Here is a 16,872-nt window from a genome sequence, read left to right as displayed (position 1 = left end):
GACCTCATCCCTCCCACTCCTCGAACGACCGGTACACGCCCTTCGAGAGGTACCGCTCCGAGGAGTCGGGGAACACGGTGGCGACGGCCTCGTAGGGGGCGTCGATCTCGCCGTCGCGGATTCCGCGGGCGACCCGCTTGGCCGCGATCGCGTTCGCGGCCGCGGAGGAGGCGACGAGCTGTCCCTCCTCGGCTGCGAGCCGCCCCATCTCCTCGTGGACCTCGCGGTCGGGGACGGCGTGGATGTCGTCGACGAGCTCCGGGTCGAACAGCTCGTTCCGCGAGACGTCGTGGGTGCCGATCCCCTCCGTCTTGTACTCCTCGTGGTCCACGTCCTCGCCGAGGAACTCGCGGTACGCGGAGCCGGCGGGCTCGACGGCGACGACGTGGGTGCCGGGGTGTTTCTCGCGGAAGTAGCGGGCCATCCCCATCAGCGTCCCGGCGGTGCCGCAGCCGGCGACGACGGCCCCCACCTTGCCGTCGAGCGCGTCGCCGATCTCGGGGCCGGTGGTCGCGTAGTGCGCCTCGGCGTTGAGCGGGTTCGAGAACTGCTGGGGGACGACCGCGTCGTCGAGTTCGTCGGCGATCTCGTGGGCGCGGTCGATGGCGAACCCCATCCCGTCCTCGCTCGGGGTGTTGACCACCTCGGCGCCGAGCGCGCGCATGAGCTGCTGTTTCTCCACGGAGAACCGCTCGGGGACGACGAACACCGCGTTCAGCCCCAGCTGCTTGGCCGCGACCGCCAGCCCGATCCCGGTGTTGCCGGCGGTCGGCTCGACGACGGTGCCGCCCTCCCCCATGTCGCCGCGTTCGAGCATCCGTTCGAGCATGTACTTCCCGATGCGGTCCTTGATGCTCGCACCGGGGTTGAACGACTCCAGCTTCGCGTACACCGGCACCTCGTCCGGGGAGTCGTGCACCCGAACGAGCGGCGTCTCCCCGATCGTCTCCAACACAGACGACAGGGGTTCCTGATGGGTCGTCATATTGCCGCAATCGTTGCCGCCCCTTTTGCGTGTTTCCATGATCGGTGCGGCCGTCCCTTCTCGTCGATGACGGCGGGCGTTGCCGGGGGATCGGAGCGAACGTCGCAGTAGGAGCGACCATCACGGCGAGAGACCGCTGCCTCGAATGGCGTGACGCCGTGCCGGGGATCGAACAAACTTATGCCCCTCGTCCGGTTCCGAAGAGGTATGAGCGAGACCGATGCGCAGGCCGACGTGACGGTCGTCCTTCCGGACGGATCAGAGCTGGACGTTCCGGCGGGGGCGACAGTCGAAGACGTCGCCTTCGAGATCGGACCCGGGCTCGGTCGCGACACGGTCGCGGGGAAGATCGACGGCGAACTCGTCGAAAAGTACGCGACGGTCCACGACGGCGCACGGATCGAGATCGTCACGGACCAGTCCGACGAGTACCTCACGGTGTTGCGCCACTCCGCGGCCCACGTCTTCGCGCAGGCGCTCCAGCGGCTCCACTCCGAGGCGACCCTGACCATCGGCCCCCCGACCGACGAGGGGTTCTACTACGACGTGACCGACGTGGACCTCGACGAGGACGACCTCGACGCCATCGAAGCGGAGATGGACGAGATCATCGCGGCCGACTACGACATCGAGCGCGAGGTCCGGTCCCGCGAGGAGGCCACGGAGATCTACGCCGACAACGAGTACAAACAGCAGATCTTGGAGGAGGAGGCCGACGACGAGGAGGTCACCTTCTACGAACAGGACGGCTGGCGGGACCTCTGTCAGGGGCCGCACGTCGAGTCGACGGGCGAGATCGGCGCGGCGACCTTGCTGGAGGTCTCGGCCGCCTACTGGCGCGGCGACGAGGACAACGACACGCTGACCCGCGTGTACGGCACGGCGTTCGCCTCCGAGGCCGCCCTCGAAGAGCACCTCGAACTGCGCGAGGAGGCGATGGAACGCGACCACCGCAAGATCGGGCAGGAGATGAACCTCTTCTCGATCCCGACGGTGACCGGTCCCGGCCTCCCGCTGTACCACCCGCCCGGGAAGACCGTGCTCCGCGAGCTGTCGGACTTCGCGAACGAGCTCAACCGGGATCACGGCTACGAGGAGGTCGAAACGCCCCACGTGTTCCGGACGGAGCTGTGGAAAAAATCCGGTCACTACGAGAACTACAAAGACGACATGTTCCTCCTCGACGTGAACGACGAGGAGTACGGGCTCAAGCCGATGAACTGCCCGGGCCACGCGACGATCTTCGACCAGCAGTCGTGGTCGTACCGCGACCTCCCGCAGCGCTACTTCGAGAACGGGAAGGTGTACCGGAAGGAGCAGCGCGGCGAGCTCTCGGGCCTCTCGCGCGTCTGGTCGTTCACCATCGACGACGGTCACCTGTTCGTCCGGCCGGACCAGATCCGCCAAGAGATCGAGTCGGTGATCGAGATGATCTTCGAGGTCGTCGAGACGCTGGATCTCGACGTCGAGGTCGCGCTGGCGACCCGCCCCGACAAGTCGGTCGGCGGCGACGAGATCTGGGAGTCCGCGGAGGAGCAGCTCCGCGACGTGCTCGAATCGGGCGGCTACGACTACGACGTCGAGCCCGGCGACGGCGCCTTCTACGGCCCGAAGATCGACTTCGGCTTCGAGGACGCGCTGGGCCGCGTCTGGGACGGTCCGACGGTCCAGCTCGACTTCAACATGCCCGACCGGTTCGATCTCACCTACACGGGGGAGGACAACGAGGACCACCAGCCGGTGATGATCCACCGCGCGCTGTACGGGAGCTACGAGCGCTTCTTCATGGTGCTCATCGAGCACTTCGACGGCGACTTCCCGCTGTGGCTCGCGCCCGAGCAGGTCCGCATCCTCCCGGTCTCCGACGAGACGCTCGGCTACGCGCACCGCGTGAAAAACGAACTCGAAGACGCCGGTTTCCGCGCCGAGGTCGAGGACCGCGACTGGACGGTCGGCCGCAAGATCCGCGCCGGCCACGACGACCGGCTCCCGTACATGGTGATCGTCGGCGACGACGAGCAGGAGGCGGGCACCGTCTCGGTCCGCGACCGCTTCGAGAACCAGCGCGGCGACGTCGACCTCGACGCGTTCGTCGACCACCTCGTCGCCGAGCGCGACGAGAAGCGGACGGAGCCGGACTTCGTCGACGCGGAGTAACCGGCGGAGCCGGGAGCGTTCCGCGACTCTCCGGCCCGCCTCTCGGGTTCCGTCGCGCTTTTGCCGCTGCTCTCGGTACCTCCCTCCATGGGTGACGCATCCGCGCTGACCGAGCGAGACGGCGACGTACCGGACGTGGGCGAACTGACGCCGCCGGACCGGACGCTGATGGGACCGGGACCGAGCGACGTTCATCCGCGCGTGCTCAAGGGGATGAGCACGCCACTCGTCGGCCACCTCGACCCCTCGTTCGTCGAGATCATGAACGAGGTACAGGAGCTATTGCGCTACACGTTCCGGACCGACAACAAATGGACGATCCCGGTCTCCGGGACCGGGTCGGCGTCGATGGAGGCGGCCGTCGGCAACCTCGTCGAGCCGGGCGACACGATGCTGGTCCCGACGAACGGCTACTTCGGCGGGCGGATGAAGTCGATGGCCGAGCGCGCGGGCGGCGAGGTCGTCGAGGTGTCGGCGCCGTGGGGCGAGCCCCTCGACCCGGTCGATGTCGAGCGCGCGTTCGACGAGCACCAGCCGGACGTGTTCGGGTTCGTCCACGCGGAGACCTCGACCGGGGTCCTCCAGCCGAACGTCCCCGAGCTGACCGACATCGCGCACGACCACGACGCGTTCGTGATCGCCGACTCCGTCACCTCGCTGGGCGGCGTCGAGCTGCGCGTCGACGAGTGGGGGATCGACGCCGCCTACTCCGGCCCGCAGAAGTGCCTCTCGTGTCCGCCCGGCGCGAGCCCGCTCACGCTCAACGACCGCGCGATGGACAAGGTGCTCGACCGCGACGAGCGGCCCCGGTCGTGGTACCTCGACCTCTCGCTGCTTGAGGGATACTGGGGGGACGACCGCTCGTACCACCACACTGCGCCGATTACCAACGTGTACGCGCTCCGCGAGGCGCTCCGCCTCGTCGCCGAGGAGGGGATCGAAGCGCGGTGGGCGCGTCACCGCGAGGTCGCCGGCGACCTGAAGGCGGGCCTGCAGGATCTCGGTCTCGAAATGAACGCCCCCGACGAGTACTGGCTCCCGAGCCTGAACGCGGTGCGGGTGCCCGACGGGATCGACGACGGCACCGTCATCGACCACCTCATCGCGGAGTACGACCTGGAGATCGCGTCCGGACTCGGCGACCTCGAAGGCGACATCTGGCGGATCGGCTGTATGGGCCACTCCGCCCGCCCGAAGAACGTCGAGTACGTCCTCGCGGCGCTGGAGGACGCGCTGGCGGAGCAGGGATTCTGAGCGGCCGGGGGCACCCGAGAGCGATCGTGGCCGCCCCGGCCGGAGCGTCACCGCCCGGTCCCGACCGTCCGCCGAGGGATTTATTAGTGAGTGTCTCTCCCCTCGGTAGGGGTATGAACGATCTACGAACCGGACTGAGCTACGGGGACGTGCTGCTCGTCCCGCAGCGGTCGCCGGTCGACAGCCGGAGCGACGCGGACCTCTCGACGCGGCTCACGCCGAGCGTCGAACTGACGACGCCGCTGGTCTCGGCGGCGATGGACACCGTCACGGAGGCGGAGCTGGCGATCGAACTCTCCCGCGCCGGCGGGCTCGGCGTGCTCCACCGCTTTCTCACCGTCGACGAGCAGGCGGCACAGGTCGAGGACGTGGCCGCGGCCGGCGAGCAGGTCGCCGCCGCGGTCGGCATCAACGAGGACTACGTGGCCCGGAGCGCAGCGCTCGTCGCGGCCGACGTGGACGCCCTCGTCGTCGACGTCGCGCACGGGCACCTCGAACGGGCGATCACGGCGGTCGAGGAGATCGCTGACGAGTTCCCGGAGACGGATCTCGTCGCCGGCAACGTCGCCACGCCCGCGGGCGTCGAGGACCTCGCGGCCGCCGGCGCCGACTGCGTGAAGGTCGGCATCGGCCCGGGGTCGCACTGCACCACGCGGAAGGTCGCCGGGGCCGGCGTGCCGCAGCTGACCGCGGTCGACGACTGCGCGACCGCGGCCGCGGAGCTGGACGTGACGGTCTGTGCCGACGGCGGAATCCGCACCTCCGGCGACGCGGTGAAGGCGCTGATGGCGGGCGCCGACACCGTGATGCTCGGTAGCCTCTTCGCCGGCACGGCGGAGGCGCCCGGCGCGGTCGTCGAGGTCGACGGAACGCGGTACAAGCGGTCGCGAGGGATGGCGACCACCGCCGCCGCCGAGGACCGCGACGACAAGGGCGTCGACGTGGGCGCCGACGAGGGCGTCGAGGCGCTGACGCCGTACAAGGGACCGGTCGCGACGGTCGCCGAGGAGTTCTGTCAGGGGATTCGCTCGGGGCTCTCGTACTGCGGCGGCCATACGATCGAGCGCGCCCGTGACCGGGCGGAGTTCATCCGTGTCGCGCCCGGCGCGAAGGAGCGCGAGGGGTTCCACACCGACGACGACTGGGAGGGAATCAGCGTGGACAGCGAGACGAAGCGAGTCGCCGACTCGACCGGCGAGACGGCGGCCGAAGGCGACGACTGATCACCGGAACACGAGGGCCATCCTGCCGACGGCTCTCTCGTGGCCGACGAGCTGTGGATTTGCCGACAGCGTGACCGACCCGGCACCTACCACGCCGTCAGCGCCGCGCGGCCGTGGTCGTTCGCGAGTATCGCGAGGGACGCCAGCACGCCGGTGATCGCGAACGCGCCGCCGACGGAGAAGACGGCCGCCATGCTCACCTCGACCAGCAGCCAGCGTACGTCCCTAACAGGGTGATGAGCGTGATGAAGCCGAACCCCTCGGCGAACCGGGTGAGGTAGAGCGCCCAGAACTGCGATCGCTTCGCCCCGTCGCCCGCGTCCGCGTTGCTCACACCGGATCGGCGACCATCGATTCAAAGTCGGTTTCGGTTCGAAGCGTGTACCAGTCCCGACGCAAGGTGAGGACCGCCGTCGGACTTATGAGGTGTCCGGACGGTCGTTCCGGCATGGGCGACCCAGCCTGTGACCGCCGGTTCTGTCCGGAGTGTGACCTCGCAGTCTCGTGCGCCGACGAAGTCTGCCCGGAGTGCGGTGCGCAGATCGAGGGCGTCAACGCTGCTTGAGACACTGGCCCCTGAGACGACGCTAAAACGCCGAAACCTATCAGTAGAAGGTGGAAAACGTATATATGGGGAGCGGGCCGGGCGCGATTTGAACACGCGACCGACGGATTAAGAGTCCGTCGCTCTCCCTAACTGAGCTACCGGCCCTCATCGATTCGTACCCGCGTCGACGTAAAAGGCCTTTTCATTCGACGGCGCGCGGGCGGCGAGACCACCGACCGACCGCTGCGGAGTGGCCCGAATCCGTGACGCAGTAGCGTCTCGGGCGGCACTGTTCCCCTCACCCGCTCCGCGAGGAGAGCGCACTCGTTAAGTGTCGTCCCGCGGAAATCGCGGGCAATGAGTAGTGGGGCATCCGGATCGGCGCGAACGCGATACGCGATCCTCGGCTGTGGGAGCGTCGGGCACGCCGTCGCGGAGGACCTGACCGGCCGCGGCAAGGACGTGCTCATCCTCGACCGCGACGAGAGCCGGGTCGAGGCGCTCCGCGACCAGGACCTCAACGCCCGCGTGCAGGACATCGCCGACCCGGACGTGGTCGAGGCGCTCGACGACCGGGACATCGTGTTGATCCTCGCGAGCGACGTCGAGGCCAACAAGGCGGCCGTCTCGGCGGTGCGCGACACCGGCGGCGACCACTACGTCGTCGTCCGCGCCTCGGACCCCGTCAGCGAGGACGAGCTGCGCGAGCGCGGCGCCGACGTGGTGATCAACCCCTCGACGGTGATCGCCGACAGCGCGCTCCAGTCGCTCGAAACCGGCGAGCTGGAGTACATGGCACGCCAGCTCGCGGAGATCATCGAGGACGGGGACGGGCGGATGGCGATCCTGACTCACGACAACCCCGAGCCCGACTCCATCGCGTCGGCGACCGCGCTGCAGGCGATCGCCGGGGCGTTCGGCGTCGAGGCGGACATCCTCTACACCGGCGACGTGGGTCACCAAGAGAACCGAGCGTTCGTCAACCTCCTCGGGATCGACCTCCTAGCGCGCTCGGAGGCCCCGCCGCTGTCGGAGTACGGGACGGTCGCCGCGGTCGACCTCGCGAAGTCGGCCGAGGACGGCTTCGACTTCGACGTGGACATCGACATCTACCTCGACCACCTGGAGGCCGAGGTCCCCTTCGACGCTCGCTTCGTCGACGTGCGGACCAACGTCTCCTCGACGTCGACGATCCTCACGAAGTATCTCCAAGAGTTCGATCAGTCGCCGACGGAGGCGGTCGCGACCGCCCTCCTCTACGGAATCCGCGCAGAAACGCTCGACTTCAAGCGCGACACGACGCCCGCGGACCTGACCGCCGCCGCCTACCTCCACCCGTTCGCGAACCACGACACGCTCGAACAGGTGGAGTCACCGTCGATGAGTCCGGAGACGCTGGACGTGCTCGCGGAGGCGATCCAGAACCGCGAGGTGCAGGGAAGCCACCTCTTCTCGACGGCCGGGTTCATCCGCGACCGCGAGGCGCTCGCGCAGGCGGCCCAACACCTGCTCAACCTGGAGGGGATCACGACCACCGCCGTCCTGGGGATCGCCGACGACACCATCTACCTCGCGGCGCGCTCGAAGGACATCCGGCTGAACATCGGCAACGTCCTCGACGAGGCGTTCTCGGAGATGGGCGACGCCGCCGGCCACTCGACGCAGGGATCGCTTTCGATTCCGCTCGGCATCTTCACCGGAATCGAGTCGAGCGGCGACAACCGCGACACCCTGCTCCACCTCACCGAGGAGGCCGTCCGCCGGAAGCTGTTCGACGCGCTCGGCGTCGAGGGCGGCGGCGGCGAGGGCGGAAACGGGTCGTGAGGTCGCCGGTGCGGTTTTGTCGCGCCGGCTCGTAGCGGGAGCCAACCGGGAGTCGCACATGTACGTCCCCGAAGACCCGCCCGAGACCTGTCCCGCCTGCGGCGACCCGTACGCGTCGGTGTCGCGGCACGACGACGGGTTCGTGGTCAACCTCCTCGACAACGAGCGGTACCGGCGGGTGTGTTTCCACCCGGTCGAGCCCGAGGCCGACTCGGACGCCGCGTTCGACTGCTTCCACCACACGCACCGGCAGGCCGGGAGCTCCGCGGGGAAGTAACGGGCGGGAAAATCGGCGCCGACCGCCGGATGGCGGACAACGGACGCCGAATGACGGACATCCCGCGAGCGACGACCGCGCGCTAGAACTCGTCGCCCTCGGTGATCGAGGTGTGCGACCCGATCAGCGCGCCGGTGAGATTCACGTTCTCCAGCGTGACGCCCTCGTCGAGCACGGAGTTTTTGATCTTCAAGTCCGCGATCGTCGCGTCCGGGAAGACGACGGTGCGTTCGAGCGTCGAGTCGGTGACGGTGGCGCCCGACATGACCTGGACTACGTCGCCGAGGTCGGAGTTCTCGACGGTCGCGTCGTCGGCGACGAGCGTCCCGCCGTCGAGGGCGTATTCGACCGCGTCGAGGTAGCTGTCGGCGGTGCCGATGTCGAACCACGCGCCGTCGAAGGTGTACGCGTGGACCGCGCCGCGCTCCTGGAGCCACTGGAGGAACCACCCCGGCTCGTCCGGGTTGTTGCCGTCTTCGAGGTACGTCGAGAGGTCCGGCAGCGTCTCGGCGGGGAACGCGTAACACGCGATGGAGACGAGCGTCGATTTGGGGTCGTCGGGCTTCTCCTGGAAGTTGACGACCTCGTCGCCGTCGAGCTCGACGAGCCCGTACGGCTTGGCGCGCTCGCGGTCCTCCACGTCGTAGGCGGCCAGCGTCGGCGTTCCCTTGCTCTCGAAGAAGTCGGCGAACTCGCCCAGATCGAAGCTGATCAGGTTGTCGCCGGCGACGACGATCAGGTCGTCGTCGACGCCCTCGCGCTCGACCAGTTGGGCGAGCGCCCCGACGACGCCGAACTTCTCGTCCTCCGCGACGGTCTCCTCGACCGAGAGCGTGGGCTTCTCGAACGGGCCGTCGGCGAGGTAGTCGGCGAACGCGTCGGCGAAGCGCTCGTTCGTCGAGACGAACACCTCGTCGACGCGGTCGTCGGCCTCTAAGTCCTCGAATATCTCGTCGATGACGGTGTTCTCGCCGACCGGCAGGAACATCTTCGGTCGGGTCTCGGTGATCGGCCAGAGCCTCGTCGCATATCCCCCAGCGAGCACGACGGCTTTCATGGACGCTCCGTCTCCCGCCGACGGCATACCTCTTGTGCTCGGATCACCCGTCGGAATCGGTCACTCTCCGAGCCGGTCGGTATCGATCGTGACGCCGGGGGGCGTGACGACGAGGAAGCCGCGGAAGTGCATCAGCTCGCCGCCCATGTCTTTGACCTCGCGCGCGAACCCCGCGGCGAGTTCGTTGAGGTCGCCGTCGACGGACAACACGAGGGTGTTGCCGTAGTCGACGCTGCGGACCCACTCGTCGGGAGCGGTCGTCCCGTCGAGGACGCCGAGGACGACGTCGCCGTCGGCCGAGAACGCCTCGTCCATCTGCTCTTCGGCGTCGCGCAGGTCGAGGTCCCAGTCGCTCATACCACAGGGTTGCGAGGCGCCGGCAAAAACGTTCGGACGCGTCCCCGTCGGACGTCCGCGGCCGCCGTCCCGGCCGGCGGGCGCTTCCCCGCACCGAGGCCCCCGATTTCCCCTCTCGGTGCGGTTAAGTGCGTTCCGGCCGGACCGGCGGTATGGAACACACGCGGCGGACCCTGCTCGCGGGCGTTGCGGCTGCGGGCGTCGGCGGCGCGGCCGGCTGTCTCGGCGGCGGTGGTGGCGGCGGAAACGACGGCCTCGACACCAGCGGCGTCGACCTCTCGACCGGCGAGTACGACTGCGATCTGACGGAGCCCTCGGACCCGGACCTCGACTACCGACCGGTCCTCGGCGACCCCGACGCCGACGTCGTGGTGCAGGGGTTCGAGGACTTCACGTGCCCGCACTGCGCGACGTACGAGCTGGAACATTTCCCGGCGATCCGCGAGGAGTTCATCGCTCCCGGCGACGTCCGGTACGAGCACTGGGACTTCCCGATTCCCGTCGACGAGACGTGGGCGGCCCCCGTCGCCAGCGCGGCCCGCGGAGTCGGCGAGCGGCAGGGAGACGAGGCGTACTTCGCGTTCTCGTCGGCCGCCTACGAGTCGCAGGGGAGCTACGGCGGGGAGGCGATCGGCGCCGCCGCGGAGGCCGCCGGGGCGGACCCCTGCGCGGCCATCGCCGACGCGCGGTTCGCGGCGTACGGGGAGGGGGCGGCGAGCGACCGGAGCGAGGGCGTGTCGATGGGCGTCTCGGGGACGCCGACGATCTTCGTGGACGGCGAGGCGGTCGACGGGTACGACGCGGACGCGATCGCGGCGGCGATCGAGTCGGCGCTGTAGGCGCGGTTCCGCCGCGGCCACCGTTTCGGCTCCCCGAGCGTCGGTCTTTTGGGCGTTCGGCACGGTTTATAAGTAGATGACGGAGGACGACCGCGGCGACCGGCGGCGGCTGGGCGCCGTCGTGCTCGCCGTGCTGATCTCGCAGGTGCTCCTCTACCCGGGGGTGCCGGACCTCGTGGTCGCGCTCGGCGCGCCCGCCGGCATCGACGCCGGGATGTGGTTCCTCGTCGCGGAGTTCGGCGCGTTCGTGACCTTCGCGGTCGCCTGGGGCGCCGCGAGCGACGCCCTCGGTCGCCGGGCGCCCCTGATCGTCGCCGGCGCGCTTGGGGGCGCGGCCTCGTACGTCGCGCTCGCCGCGGTCCCCGAGTTCGGGTTCGGCTTCCGGGCGGCGCTCGCGGTCCGGGTGGTCGGCGGCGCGCTCACCATCGGCGCCTTCTCGCTGGCGATCACCTCGCTGATGGATCTGGGCGGCGGCAACGGGCGCAACATGGGGGCCGCCGGAGTCGCCATCGGGCTCGGCGCGGCGGTCGGCTCCGTGGTCGGCGGCGCGCTCGCCGACCTGAACGCCTTCTACCCCGTCTACGCCGGCGCCGCGGTGCTTGCGGGATCGGGGCTGCTCGCGGCCACTGTCGACGATCGCGTCGTCGCGGATCGGTCGAGCGCTCAGAGCGGGGACGGTTCGGACGGCGACGTGGACTTCCGCGACGTGCTCGCCCGGGCGCGGACGACCCGCGGCCTCTTGGTCCCGCTCGCGTTCGGCTTCGTCGACCGGCTCACGGCCGGCTTCTTCGCGTTGGTCGGGGTCTACTACTTCCAGGACTCCGAGACGTTCGGCCTCTCCGCGGCGGCGGCGGGGGCGACGCTCGCGCTCTTCTTCGTCCCCTTCGCGGTGCTGCAGGCCCCGTTCGGCTCGCTTTCGGACCGGGTCGGGCGCTTCCTCCCCGTCGTGATCGGGTCGATCGCGTACGGGATCGTCACCATCGGCGTCGGCGCGGCGCCGATCTACCCCGTCGCGGCCGGGCTCATGGTGCTCGTCGGCGTCTGCGGCGCGCTGATGGCGCCCGCGACGATGGCGCTTGTCACGGACCTCGTCGAGCCGGAGGCCCGCGGCGCGGCGATGGGGCTGTTCAACGTGTTCGGTTCGCTCGGGTTCCTCGCCGGTTTCCTCATCGGGGGGAGCGCCACCGACATGTTCGGCTACACGCCCGCGTTCCTCGCGGTGGGCGGGCTCGAACTCGCCATCGCGCTGGCGCTGTTCCCGGCCGTGAAGGCGATCGCGCCGGGCGGCGGCCTCCTCGGTCTCGGCGGCGGGACCGGGCGGTCGCCGTCGGAGTGAGTTCCGTCCGAGTCGAGCCCTTTTAAGGCGCCCGCCCCTACCGTACGGACGACAGATGGACATCCTCGTGGTTGGCGCCGGCGAGATCGGCCGCTGGATCGCCGACACCGTGTCGGCCGACGAGTCGCCGGTCGACGCGACCGTGTCGTTCGCAGACCGCGACCCGGACGTCGCCGCCGACGCGGCCGCCGAACGCGACGCCGAGGCAGTCCCGGCCGACGGCGACACCGCCCACGACGCGGTGTGCCTCGCGGTGCCGATGTCGGCGGTCCCCGCCGCCGCCGAGGCGTACGCGCCGCGCGCGGAGCGGGCGATCTGCGACGTCTCCGGGGAGATGACCGACGCGGTCGCGGCGATGCGCGAACACGCCCCGGACCGCGAGCGAGCGAGCTACCACCCGCTGTTCGCGCCGCCGCGCGTCCCCGGCAACGTCGCCGCGGTCGCCGACGAGGGCGGACCGGTCGTCGAGGGGATCACCGCCGCGATCGAGGCCGGCGGCAACGAGGTGTTCGAGACGACGCCCGCGGAACACGACGAGGCGATGGAGACGGTACAGGCCGGCGCGCACGCGGCCGTGCTCGCGTGGCGGGTCGCGGGCGACGACGTGCGCGAGGAGTTCCACACCCCCGTCTCGGCCGCGCTCGACGAGGTCGCCGACACCGTCACCGAGGGGTCGCCCGCGGTGTACGCCGAGATCCAGCGCGCCTTCGATGGCGCCGACGACGTGGCTGCGGCGGCCCGCGAGATCGCCGACGCCGACCCGGGGGCGTTCGGAGATCTGTACGAGCGCGCCCGCGGCGACCGCGAGGAACGGGAGCGACACGAGTGACGCGACCGACGACACTGCGGCGGACGACGCCGCGACCACGACCGACGACACCGCGACTGAGACGAGGACCCACATGATAGACAGAGCAGCCGTCCGGAACAACGCCAACTACCTGCGCAATGTCAGACCGATCGACCCCGAGGAGATCGCGGAGTACATCGAGGAGGGGGGCGCCCACCCGGCTGTCGTCCGCGAAACCCTCCGCGAGGAGGCGTTCGACCTCCGGCTCCGCGAGCGCGAGGACGGCGCCTTCGAGCCCGTCTCCGAGGATCCCGTCTCGGCTCCCGGCTGGGCGCCGGCGGCGTTCCCGGAGGAGTACTCGTTCGCCCTCGAAGACCTGCTCGTCCGGGAGTTCGGCTCGAACTGGCACCGCGGGGAGTCCGGCGACGAGCTTCGCGAGGCGGTGCGCCGGCTGAAGGACGACTACCTCTACGGGAACGACGTGGCGTACGACCGGGTCGCGGCGCTCGGCTACGCGATCTACCACCTCCCCGCCTACTACGCGACGATCGGCCACGTCCTCGACGACCTCGTCGAGAACGGGCTGCTCGACCGCACTATCCGCGTCCTCGACGTGGGCGCGGGGGTGGGCGGCCCGGCGCTCGGACTCCACGACTACCTCCCCGACGACGCCGTCGTCGACTACCACGCCGTCGAGCCGAGCGCGGCCGCCGACGTGCTCGACCGCGTTCTCGACGAGACGGGCCGGAACTTTCGTCCGACGATCCACCCGGAGACGGCGGAAGCGTTCCTCGGGACCGACGGGGGGTCGGCAGGCGGCGACGCTGGCGGGGCGGCGGGGAGCGACGCCGCCGGGGATGCCGCCGGTGACGCCGACGCCCTCGACGCGTTCGATCTGGTCGTGTTCGGGAACGTCCTCTCGGAGCTCGACGACCCGGCCGCGGTCGTCGAGGCCGCGCTCGCCCGGCTCGCCGACGACGGGAGCGTCGTCGCGTTCGCGCCCGCCGACCGCAACACGGCTATGGGGCTCCGCGAGGTGGAGCGCGCGGTCGCGACCCCCGAGGCCGGCGTGTCGGTGTACGCGCCGGCGCTCCGGCTCTGGCCGAACGCGACGCCCTCGGACGGGGGGTGGTCCTTCGACGTGGCCGACAACCTCGACGTCCCGCCGTTCCAGCGCCGGCTCGACGAGGCCGCGGAGCGCGGCTCGGAGGACGAGCCGGGGGAGTTCGTCAACGTCGACGTGCAGTTCGCGTACGCGATTCTCCGCCCGGACGGAAAACGACGGGTCGACGTGCGGGCGAGCGACGGGCGCTGCGCGCGCATGGCCGACTCCGAAGCCCACGTCACCGACCGCGTGAACTACCTCGTCGTGAAGCTGAGCCACGACCTCAGCGACGGCGACAACGCCCTCTACCTCGTCGGCGACGGCTCGCAGACGGTGGATCACTATCTCGTCTGCACGCGCGAAACCGTGCTCAACGACGACCTCCGGGCGGCCGACTACGGCTCGGTGGTCTTCGTCGAGAACGGGCTCGTGCTCTGGAACGACGACGAGGAGGCGTACAACGTGGTCGTCGACGACGAGACCGTCGTCGACCTGGTGGCGCCCTGAAGAGGGGCGGGGGCGTCCGATTCCCCTCAGTCCCCGCTGCCCGGCTCGATCAGCTCCGGCGCGTCCACGCCCGGAGCGTTCACCCGCGTGGAGACCGGGTAGGCGGTCAGCTCGTCGGCCGGATACGGGTCGAGCAGCGCGGCGGCCTCGTCGGGGTCGCCCCGGAGCCACGTCTCCTCCTCGTCCGGGTCGCCCCGGAGCCACGTCTCCTCCTCGTCCGGATCGAGGATCACCGCCATCCGGTGATGGAGGTCGTCGACGCCGAGTCCGCCACCCGGAACGGGACGGTCGCCGTCTCAGTCGTCGACGGCGAAAACGGGTTGACCGAGAACGGGTCGACCTCGACGATCGGAGCGTCACGAACGCGTTCACCGTGCTCGACGCGGGTGCGCTCGAAACGGAGTCGGTGAACGCCGACCCGGCGAACGGAACCGACGACGTGACGATCGACGCCGGCAACGTGACCGTCGACACCGACGACGGCTGAGACCTGCCGTCCCGCCGCGTCCCGGTGACGCGGCCGAGTCGGACCGCTCCCGTCGCGCTTTTGCCCGCGGAGCGCTCCGGTCCGGTATGCGCATCGAGAACAGCTTCATCCCGGTCAAGGGAGTCGGCGAGACGACGGAACGCCGGCTCTGGCGCGAGGGCGTCACCACGTGGGAGTCGTTCGACCCCGCAGTCGACGTTTCCGGCGTCGGCGCGACCACCGCCGACCGGATCGAGTCGTTCATCTCCGAGGCGCTGACCCGCCTCGACGACGGCGACTCCGCCTACTTCGACCGAACATTCCCCAGCGGAGAGCGCTGGCGGCTCTACGAGAACTTCCGCGAGGAGACCTGCTTCTTCGACATCGAGACGACCGGGCTGGACGAGCGCCGCGATCGGGTGACGACGGTGAGCTTCCACCGAGACGGCGAGACGACGACGCTCGTCGCCGGCGAGGACCTCACCGCCGAGCGCCTCCGCGAGCGGTTCGCCGACGCCAGCCTGCTCGCGACGTTCAACGGCGCGCGATTCGACGTGCCGTTCTTAGAGACCTCCTTCGACATCGAGATCGACACGCCCCACCTCGATCTCATGTACCCCTGCAAGCGGATCGGGCTCTCCGGCGGGCTGAAGCCGATCGAGAAGGAGATCGGGATCGATCGCGACCGCCCGGACATCTCGGGGCGGGACGCCGTCCGGCTCTGGCGCGAGTACGAGCGCGGCGACGACGACGCGCTCGACACGCTGGTCTCGTACAACCGCGAGGACACGGAAAATCTCCGGACCCTCGCGGACGTCGTCACCGAGACGCTTCACGAGGACGTGTTCGTCGGCGAAACGATCGAGCGGTAGAACCGTCAGGACCGCTGCGAAACGTCTCGGCTACGTCGCTTCCGCGTCGGCGTCCGGTTTCTCGGTGTCGGGGTCCTCGTCGGCGACCTCGGCCCCGCTATCGGCCGCGGTTTCCCCCTCCGTTTCGGTCGCCGTTTCTGCGTCTCGATCCTCGGCGGAGGGTTCGTCGGTGTCCGGCTCACCGACCCCGTCGGCATCATCGCGCTCGCCTTCGCTTCCACTTTCGCCGTCATCGCTCCCGGTCTCTCCCTCGTCGCTCCCGGTCTCTCCCTCGTCGCTCCCGGTCTCTCCCTCGTCGCTCCCGGTCTCTCCCTCGTCGCTCCCGGTTTCCTGAACGAGCTTCATCTCGCCGCGGGCGCGGAGACTCCCGTCGATCTCGGCGCCGTCGTGGACGACGAGGTCGCCGGCGGAGACGTCGCCGAGCACCCGCGCGCCGGCCTCTACGGTGACCGTCCCGCCGCGGGTGGTGACGTCGCCGTGGATCACCGTGTCGGCGCCGACCGTGATCCCCTCGCGGGCGCGGAGAGAGCCGAACACCTCGTCGCGCTCGCCGACGCGGATCGACTCCGCGCGGAGGTTGCCGTGGAGCCGGCAGTCGTCGCCGACGGTCGCCGGCGTCGAGACGCGCCACGCGTCGTCGGAGATCTCGGCGCCGCGCGGAACCAGCAGGGGGTCCCGCACGTCGTCGCCGTCGGCGAGCGCCTCCGCGAGGTCGTCGGCGGCGTCGGTCTCCCCGAGCCGCAGGAGCTGGGAGAGGACGATGAAGTAGAAGACGAGGGTGGGGACGGGGTTCCGGATGACGATCCAGCCGTTCGCCTCGAACCCCTCCTCGATCGTCACGTCGTCGCCGATGTCGAGGTCGCCGGAGACCATCAGTCGACCGGTGACGGTCACCCGCTCGCCGAGGTACGCGTCCTCGCCGACGAGGACGTTGCCGTCGACGGAACACCACGTGTCGAGCCGGCAGTCGCCCTCGGCCTCGATGTCGTTTTCGACGCTCACGCGCTCGCCGAGCGCGACGTTGCGCCCGCGGAGCCCGAACTCCACGGTCGACTGGCCGCCCACGAGCACGTCGCCGTCGGTGACGAGGTCGTGCTCCTCGACGGTCGTCCCGGACGGGACGGCCAGCTCTTCGATCGGACCGCCTCCCCTCAGCGACACACCGGGAGAACTCTCTCCGCCCGTATAAACCGTATGGGGTCGTCCGACGGGCGTCGGACGCCAATGGTCGTCCGTCCAAGTCCCGTGCGGAGCGTTGCCGAACCGTCGCGGTGTC

General features: G+C 70.0%; 14 protein-coding genes, 1 tRNA gene and 3 pseudogenes. 10 read left to right on the top strand and 8 right to left on the bottom strand.

What is annotated here, in order from left to right; translation table 11 throughout:
* Positions 1-4 precede the first annotated feature (4 nt).
* Positions 5-985: a PLP-dependent cysteine synthase family protein gene (locus ESO89_RS11590; protein ID WP_128905659.1), complete on the bottom strand. Its 981-nt coding sequence runs from the start codon at positions 983-985 to the stop codon at positions 5-7.
* Between the two features lie 180 nt (positions 986-1,165).
* Here ESO89_RS11590 and thrS point away from each other — a divergent pair, with 180 nt between their 5' ends.
* From thrS to ESO89_RS11575, 3 genes are all read left to right on the top strand, one after another.
* Positions 1,166-3,142, top strand: coding sequence for a threonine--tRNA ligase (gene thrS / locus ESO89_RS11585; protein ID WP_206731753.1), 1,977 nt, complete (start codon positions 1,166-1,168; stop codon positions 3,140-3,142).
* 87 nt (positions 3,143-3,229) lie between these two features.
* Positions 3,230-4,396, top strand: a complete 1,167-nt coding sequence (locus ESO89_RS11580; RefSeq protein ID WP_128905657.1) for a pyridoxal-phosphate-dependent aminotransferase family protein — start codon at positions 3,230-3,232, stop codon at positions 4,394-4,396.
* 113 nt (positions 4,397-4,509) lie between these two features.
* Positions 4,510-5,619, top strand: coding sequence for a guanosine monophosphate reductase (locus tag ESO89_RS11575; protein ID WP_128905656.1), 1,110 nt, complete (start codon positions 4,510-4,512; stop codon positions 5,617-5,619).
* Positions 5,620-5,705: 86 nt separating this feature from the next.
* On the opposite strand, the pseudogene ESO89_RS11570 reads toward ESO89_RS11575, so the two are convergent.
* From ESO89_RS11570 to ESO89_RS11565, 3 genes and pseudogenes are all read right to left on the bottom strand, one after another.
* Positions 5,706-5,834 (bottom strand): annotated as a pseudogene (locus ESO89_RS11570) (MFS transporter); the annotation flags it as partial.
* Positions 5,816-5,953 carry a hypothetical protein gene (locus tag ESO89_RS18560; RefSeq protein ID WP_164932783.1) on the bottom strand — a complete coding sequence of 46 codons (138 nt, stop codon included), beginning with the start codon at positions 5,951-5,953 and terminating at the stop codon, positions 5,816-5,818. The gene ESO89_RS18560 and the pseudogene ESO89_RS11570, both read right to left, overlap by 19 nt.
* Before the next feature lie 304 nt (positions 5,954-6,257).
* Positions 6,258-6,331, bottom strand: a tRNA-Lys gene (locus ESO89_RS11565).
* Between the two features lie 192 nt (positions 6,332-6,523).
* Here ESO89_RS11565 and ESO89_RS11560 point away from each other — a divergent pair.
* A complete protein-coding gene (locus ESO89_RS11560) occupies positions 6,524-7,990 on the top strand; it encodes a DHH family phosphoesterase (protein ID WP_128905655.1) in 1,467 nt (488 codons plus the stop codon).
* Between the two features lie 58 nt (positions 7,991-8,048).
* Positions 8,049-8,267: a hypothetical protein gene (locus tag ESO89_RS11555; protein WP_128905654.1), complete on the top strand. Its 219-nt coding sequence runs from the start codon at positions 8,049-8,051 to the stop codon at positions 8,265-8,267.
* A gap of 82 nt (positions 8,268-8,349) precedes the next feature.
* Here ESO89_RS11555 and ESO89_RS11550 read toward each other — a convergent pair whose 3' ends face one another.
* On the bottom strand, positions 8,350-9,324 hold the full coding sequence (locus tag ESO89_RS11550) for a sugar phosphate nucleotidyltransferase (protein WP_128905653.1): 975 nt from the start codon (positions 9,322-9,324) through the stop codon (positions 8,350-8,352).
* Between the two features lie 63 nt (positions 9,325-9,387).
* A pseudogene (locus tag ESO89_RS11545) lies at positions 9,388-9,681 on the bottom strand (DUF5779 family protein); the annotation flags it as partial.
* A gap of 152 nt (positions 9,682-9,833) precedes the next feature.
* On the opposite strand from ESO89_RS11545, the gene ESO89_RS11540 reads away from it, so the two are divergent.
* The 4 genes from ESO89_RS11540 to ESO89_RS11525 all read left to right on the top strand — a co-directional run bounded on the left by ESO89_RS11540 (position 9,834) and on the right by ESO89_RS11525 (position 14,258).
* Positions 9,834-10,520 (top strand): thioredoxin domain-containing protein, encoded by a 687-nt coding sequence (locus ESO89_RS11540; RefSeq protein ID WP_128905651.1) that lies wholly within the window; start codon positions 9,834-9,836, stop codon positions 10,518-10,520.
* 76 nt (positions 10,521-10,596) lie between these two features.
* Positions 10,597-11,856: an MFS transporter gene (locus ESO89_RS11535; RefSeq protein WP_128905650.1), complete on the top strand. Its 1,260-nt coding sequence runs from the start codon at positions 10,597-10,599 to the stop codon at positions 11,854-11,856.
* 55 nt (positions 11,857-11,911) lie between these two features.
* Positions 11,912-12,685, top strand: coding sequence for an NAD(P)-binding domain-containing protein (locus ESO89_RS11530; protein ID WP_128905649.1), 774 nt, complete (start codon positions 11,912-11,914; stop codon positions 12,683-12,685).
* 73 nt (positions 12,686-12,758) lie between these two features.
* Positions 12,759-14,258, top strand: a complete 1,500-nt coding sequence (locus ESO89_RS11525; RefSeq protein ID WP_128905648.1) for a small ribosomal subunit Rsm22 family protein — start codon at positions 12,759-12,761, stop codon at positions 14,256-14,258.
* A 26-nt stretch (positions 14,259-14,284) separates the two neighbouring features.
* Here ESO89_RS11525 and ESO89_RS11520 read toward each other — a convergent pair.
* A pseudogene (locus ESO89_RS11520) lies at positions 14,285-14,518 on the bottom strand (SOS response-associated peptidase family protein); the annotation flags it as partial.
* 313 nt (positions 14,519-14,831) lie between these two features.
* Between ESO89_RS11520 and ESO89_RS11515 the strand changes: the two are divergent.
* Positions 14,832-15,596, top strand: a complete 765-nt coding sequence (locus ESO89_RS11515) for a ribonuclease H-like domain-containing protein (protein ID WP_128905647.1) — start codon at positions 14,832-14,834, stop codon at positions 15,594-15,596.
* A gap of 30 nt (positions 15,597-15,626) precedes the next feature.
* On the opposite strand, the gene ESO89_RS11510 is transcribed toward ESO89_RS11515, so the two are convergent.
* Positions 15,627-16,757: a polymer-forming cytoskeletal protein gene (locus ESO89_RS11510; RefSeq protein ID WP_128905646.1), complete on the bottom strand. Its 1,131-nt coding sequence runs from the start codon at positions 16,755-16,757 to the stop codon at positions 15,627-15,629.
* Positions 16,758-16,872 lie beyond the last annotated feature (115 nt).

Origin of the sequence: Halorubrum amylolyticum, from assembly GCF_004114995.1 — an archaeon.
GTDB lineage: Archaea > Halobacteriota > Halobacteria > Halobacteriales > Haloferacaceae > Halorubrum > Halorubrum amylolyticum.
The sequence above is the reverse complement of the archived record's forward strand: the minus strand, read 5'-3'. Positions and strand labels throughout refer to the sequence as shown.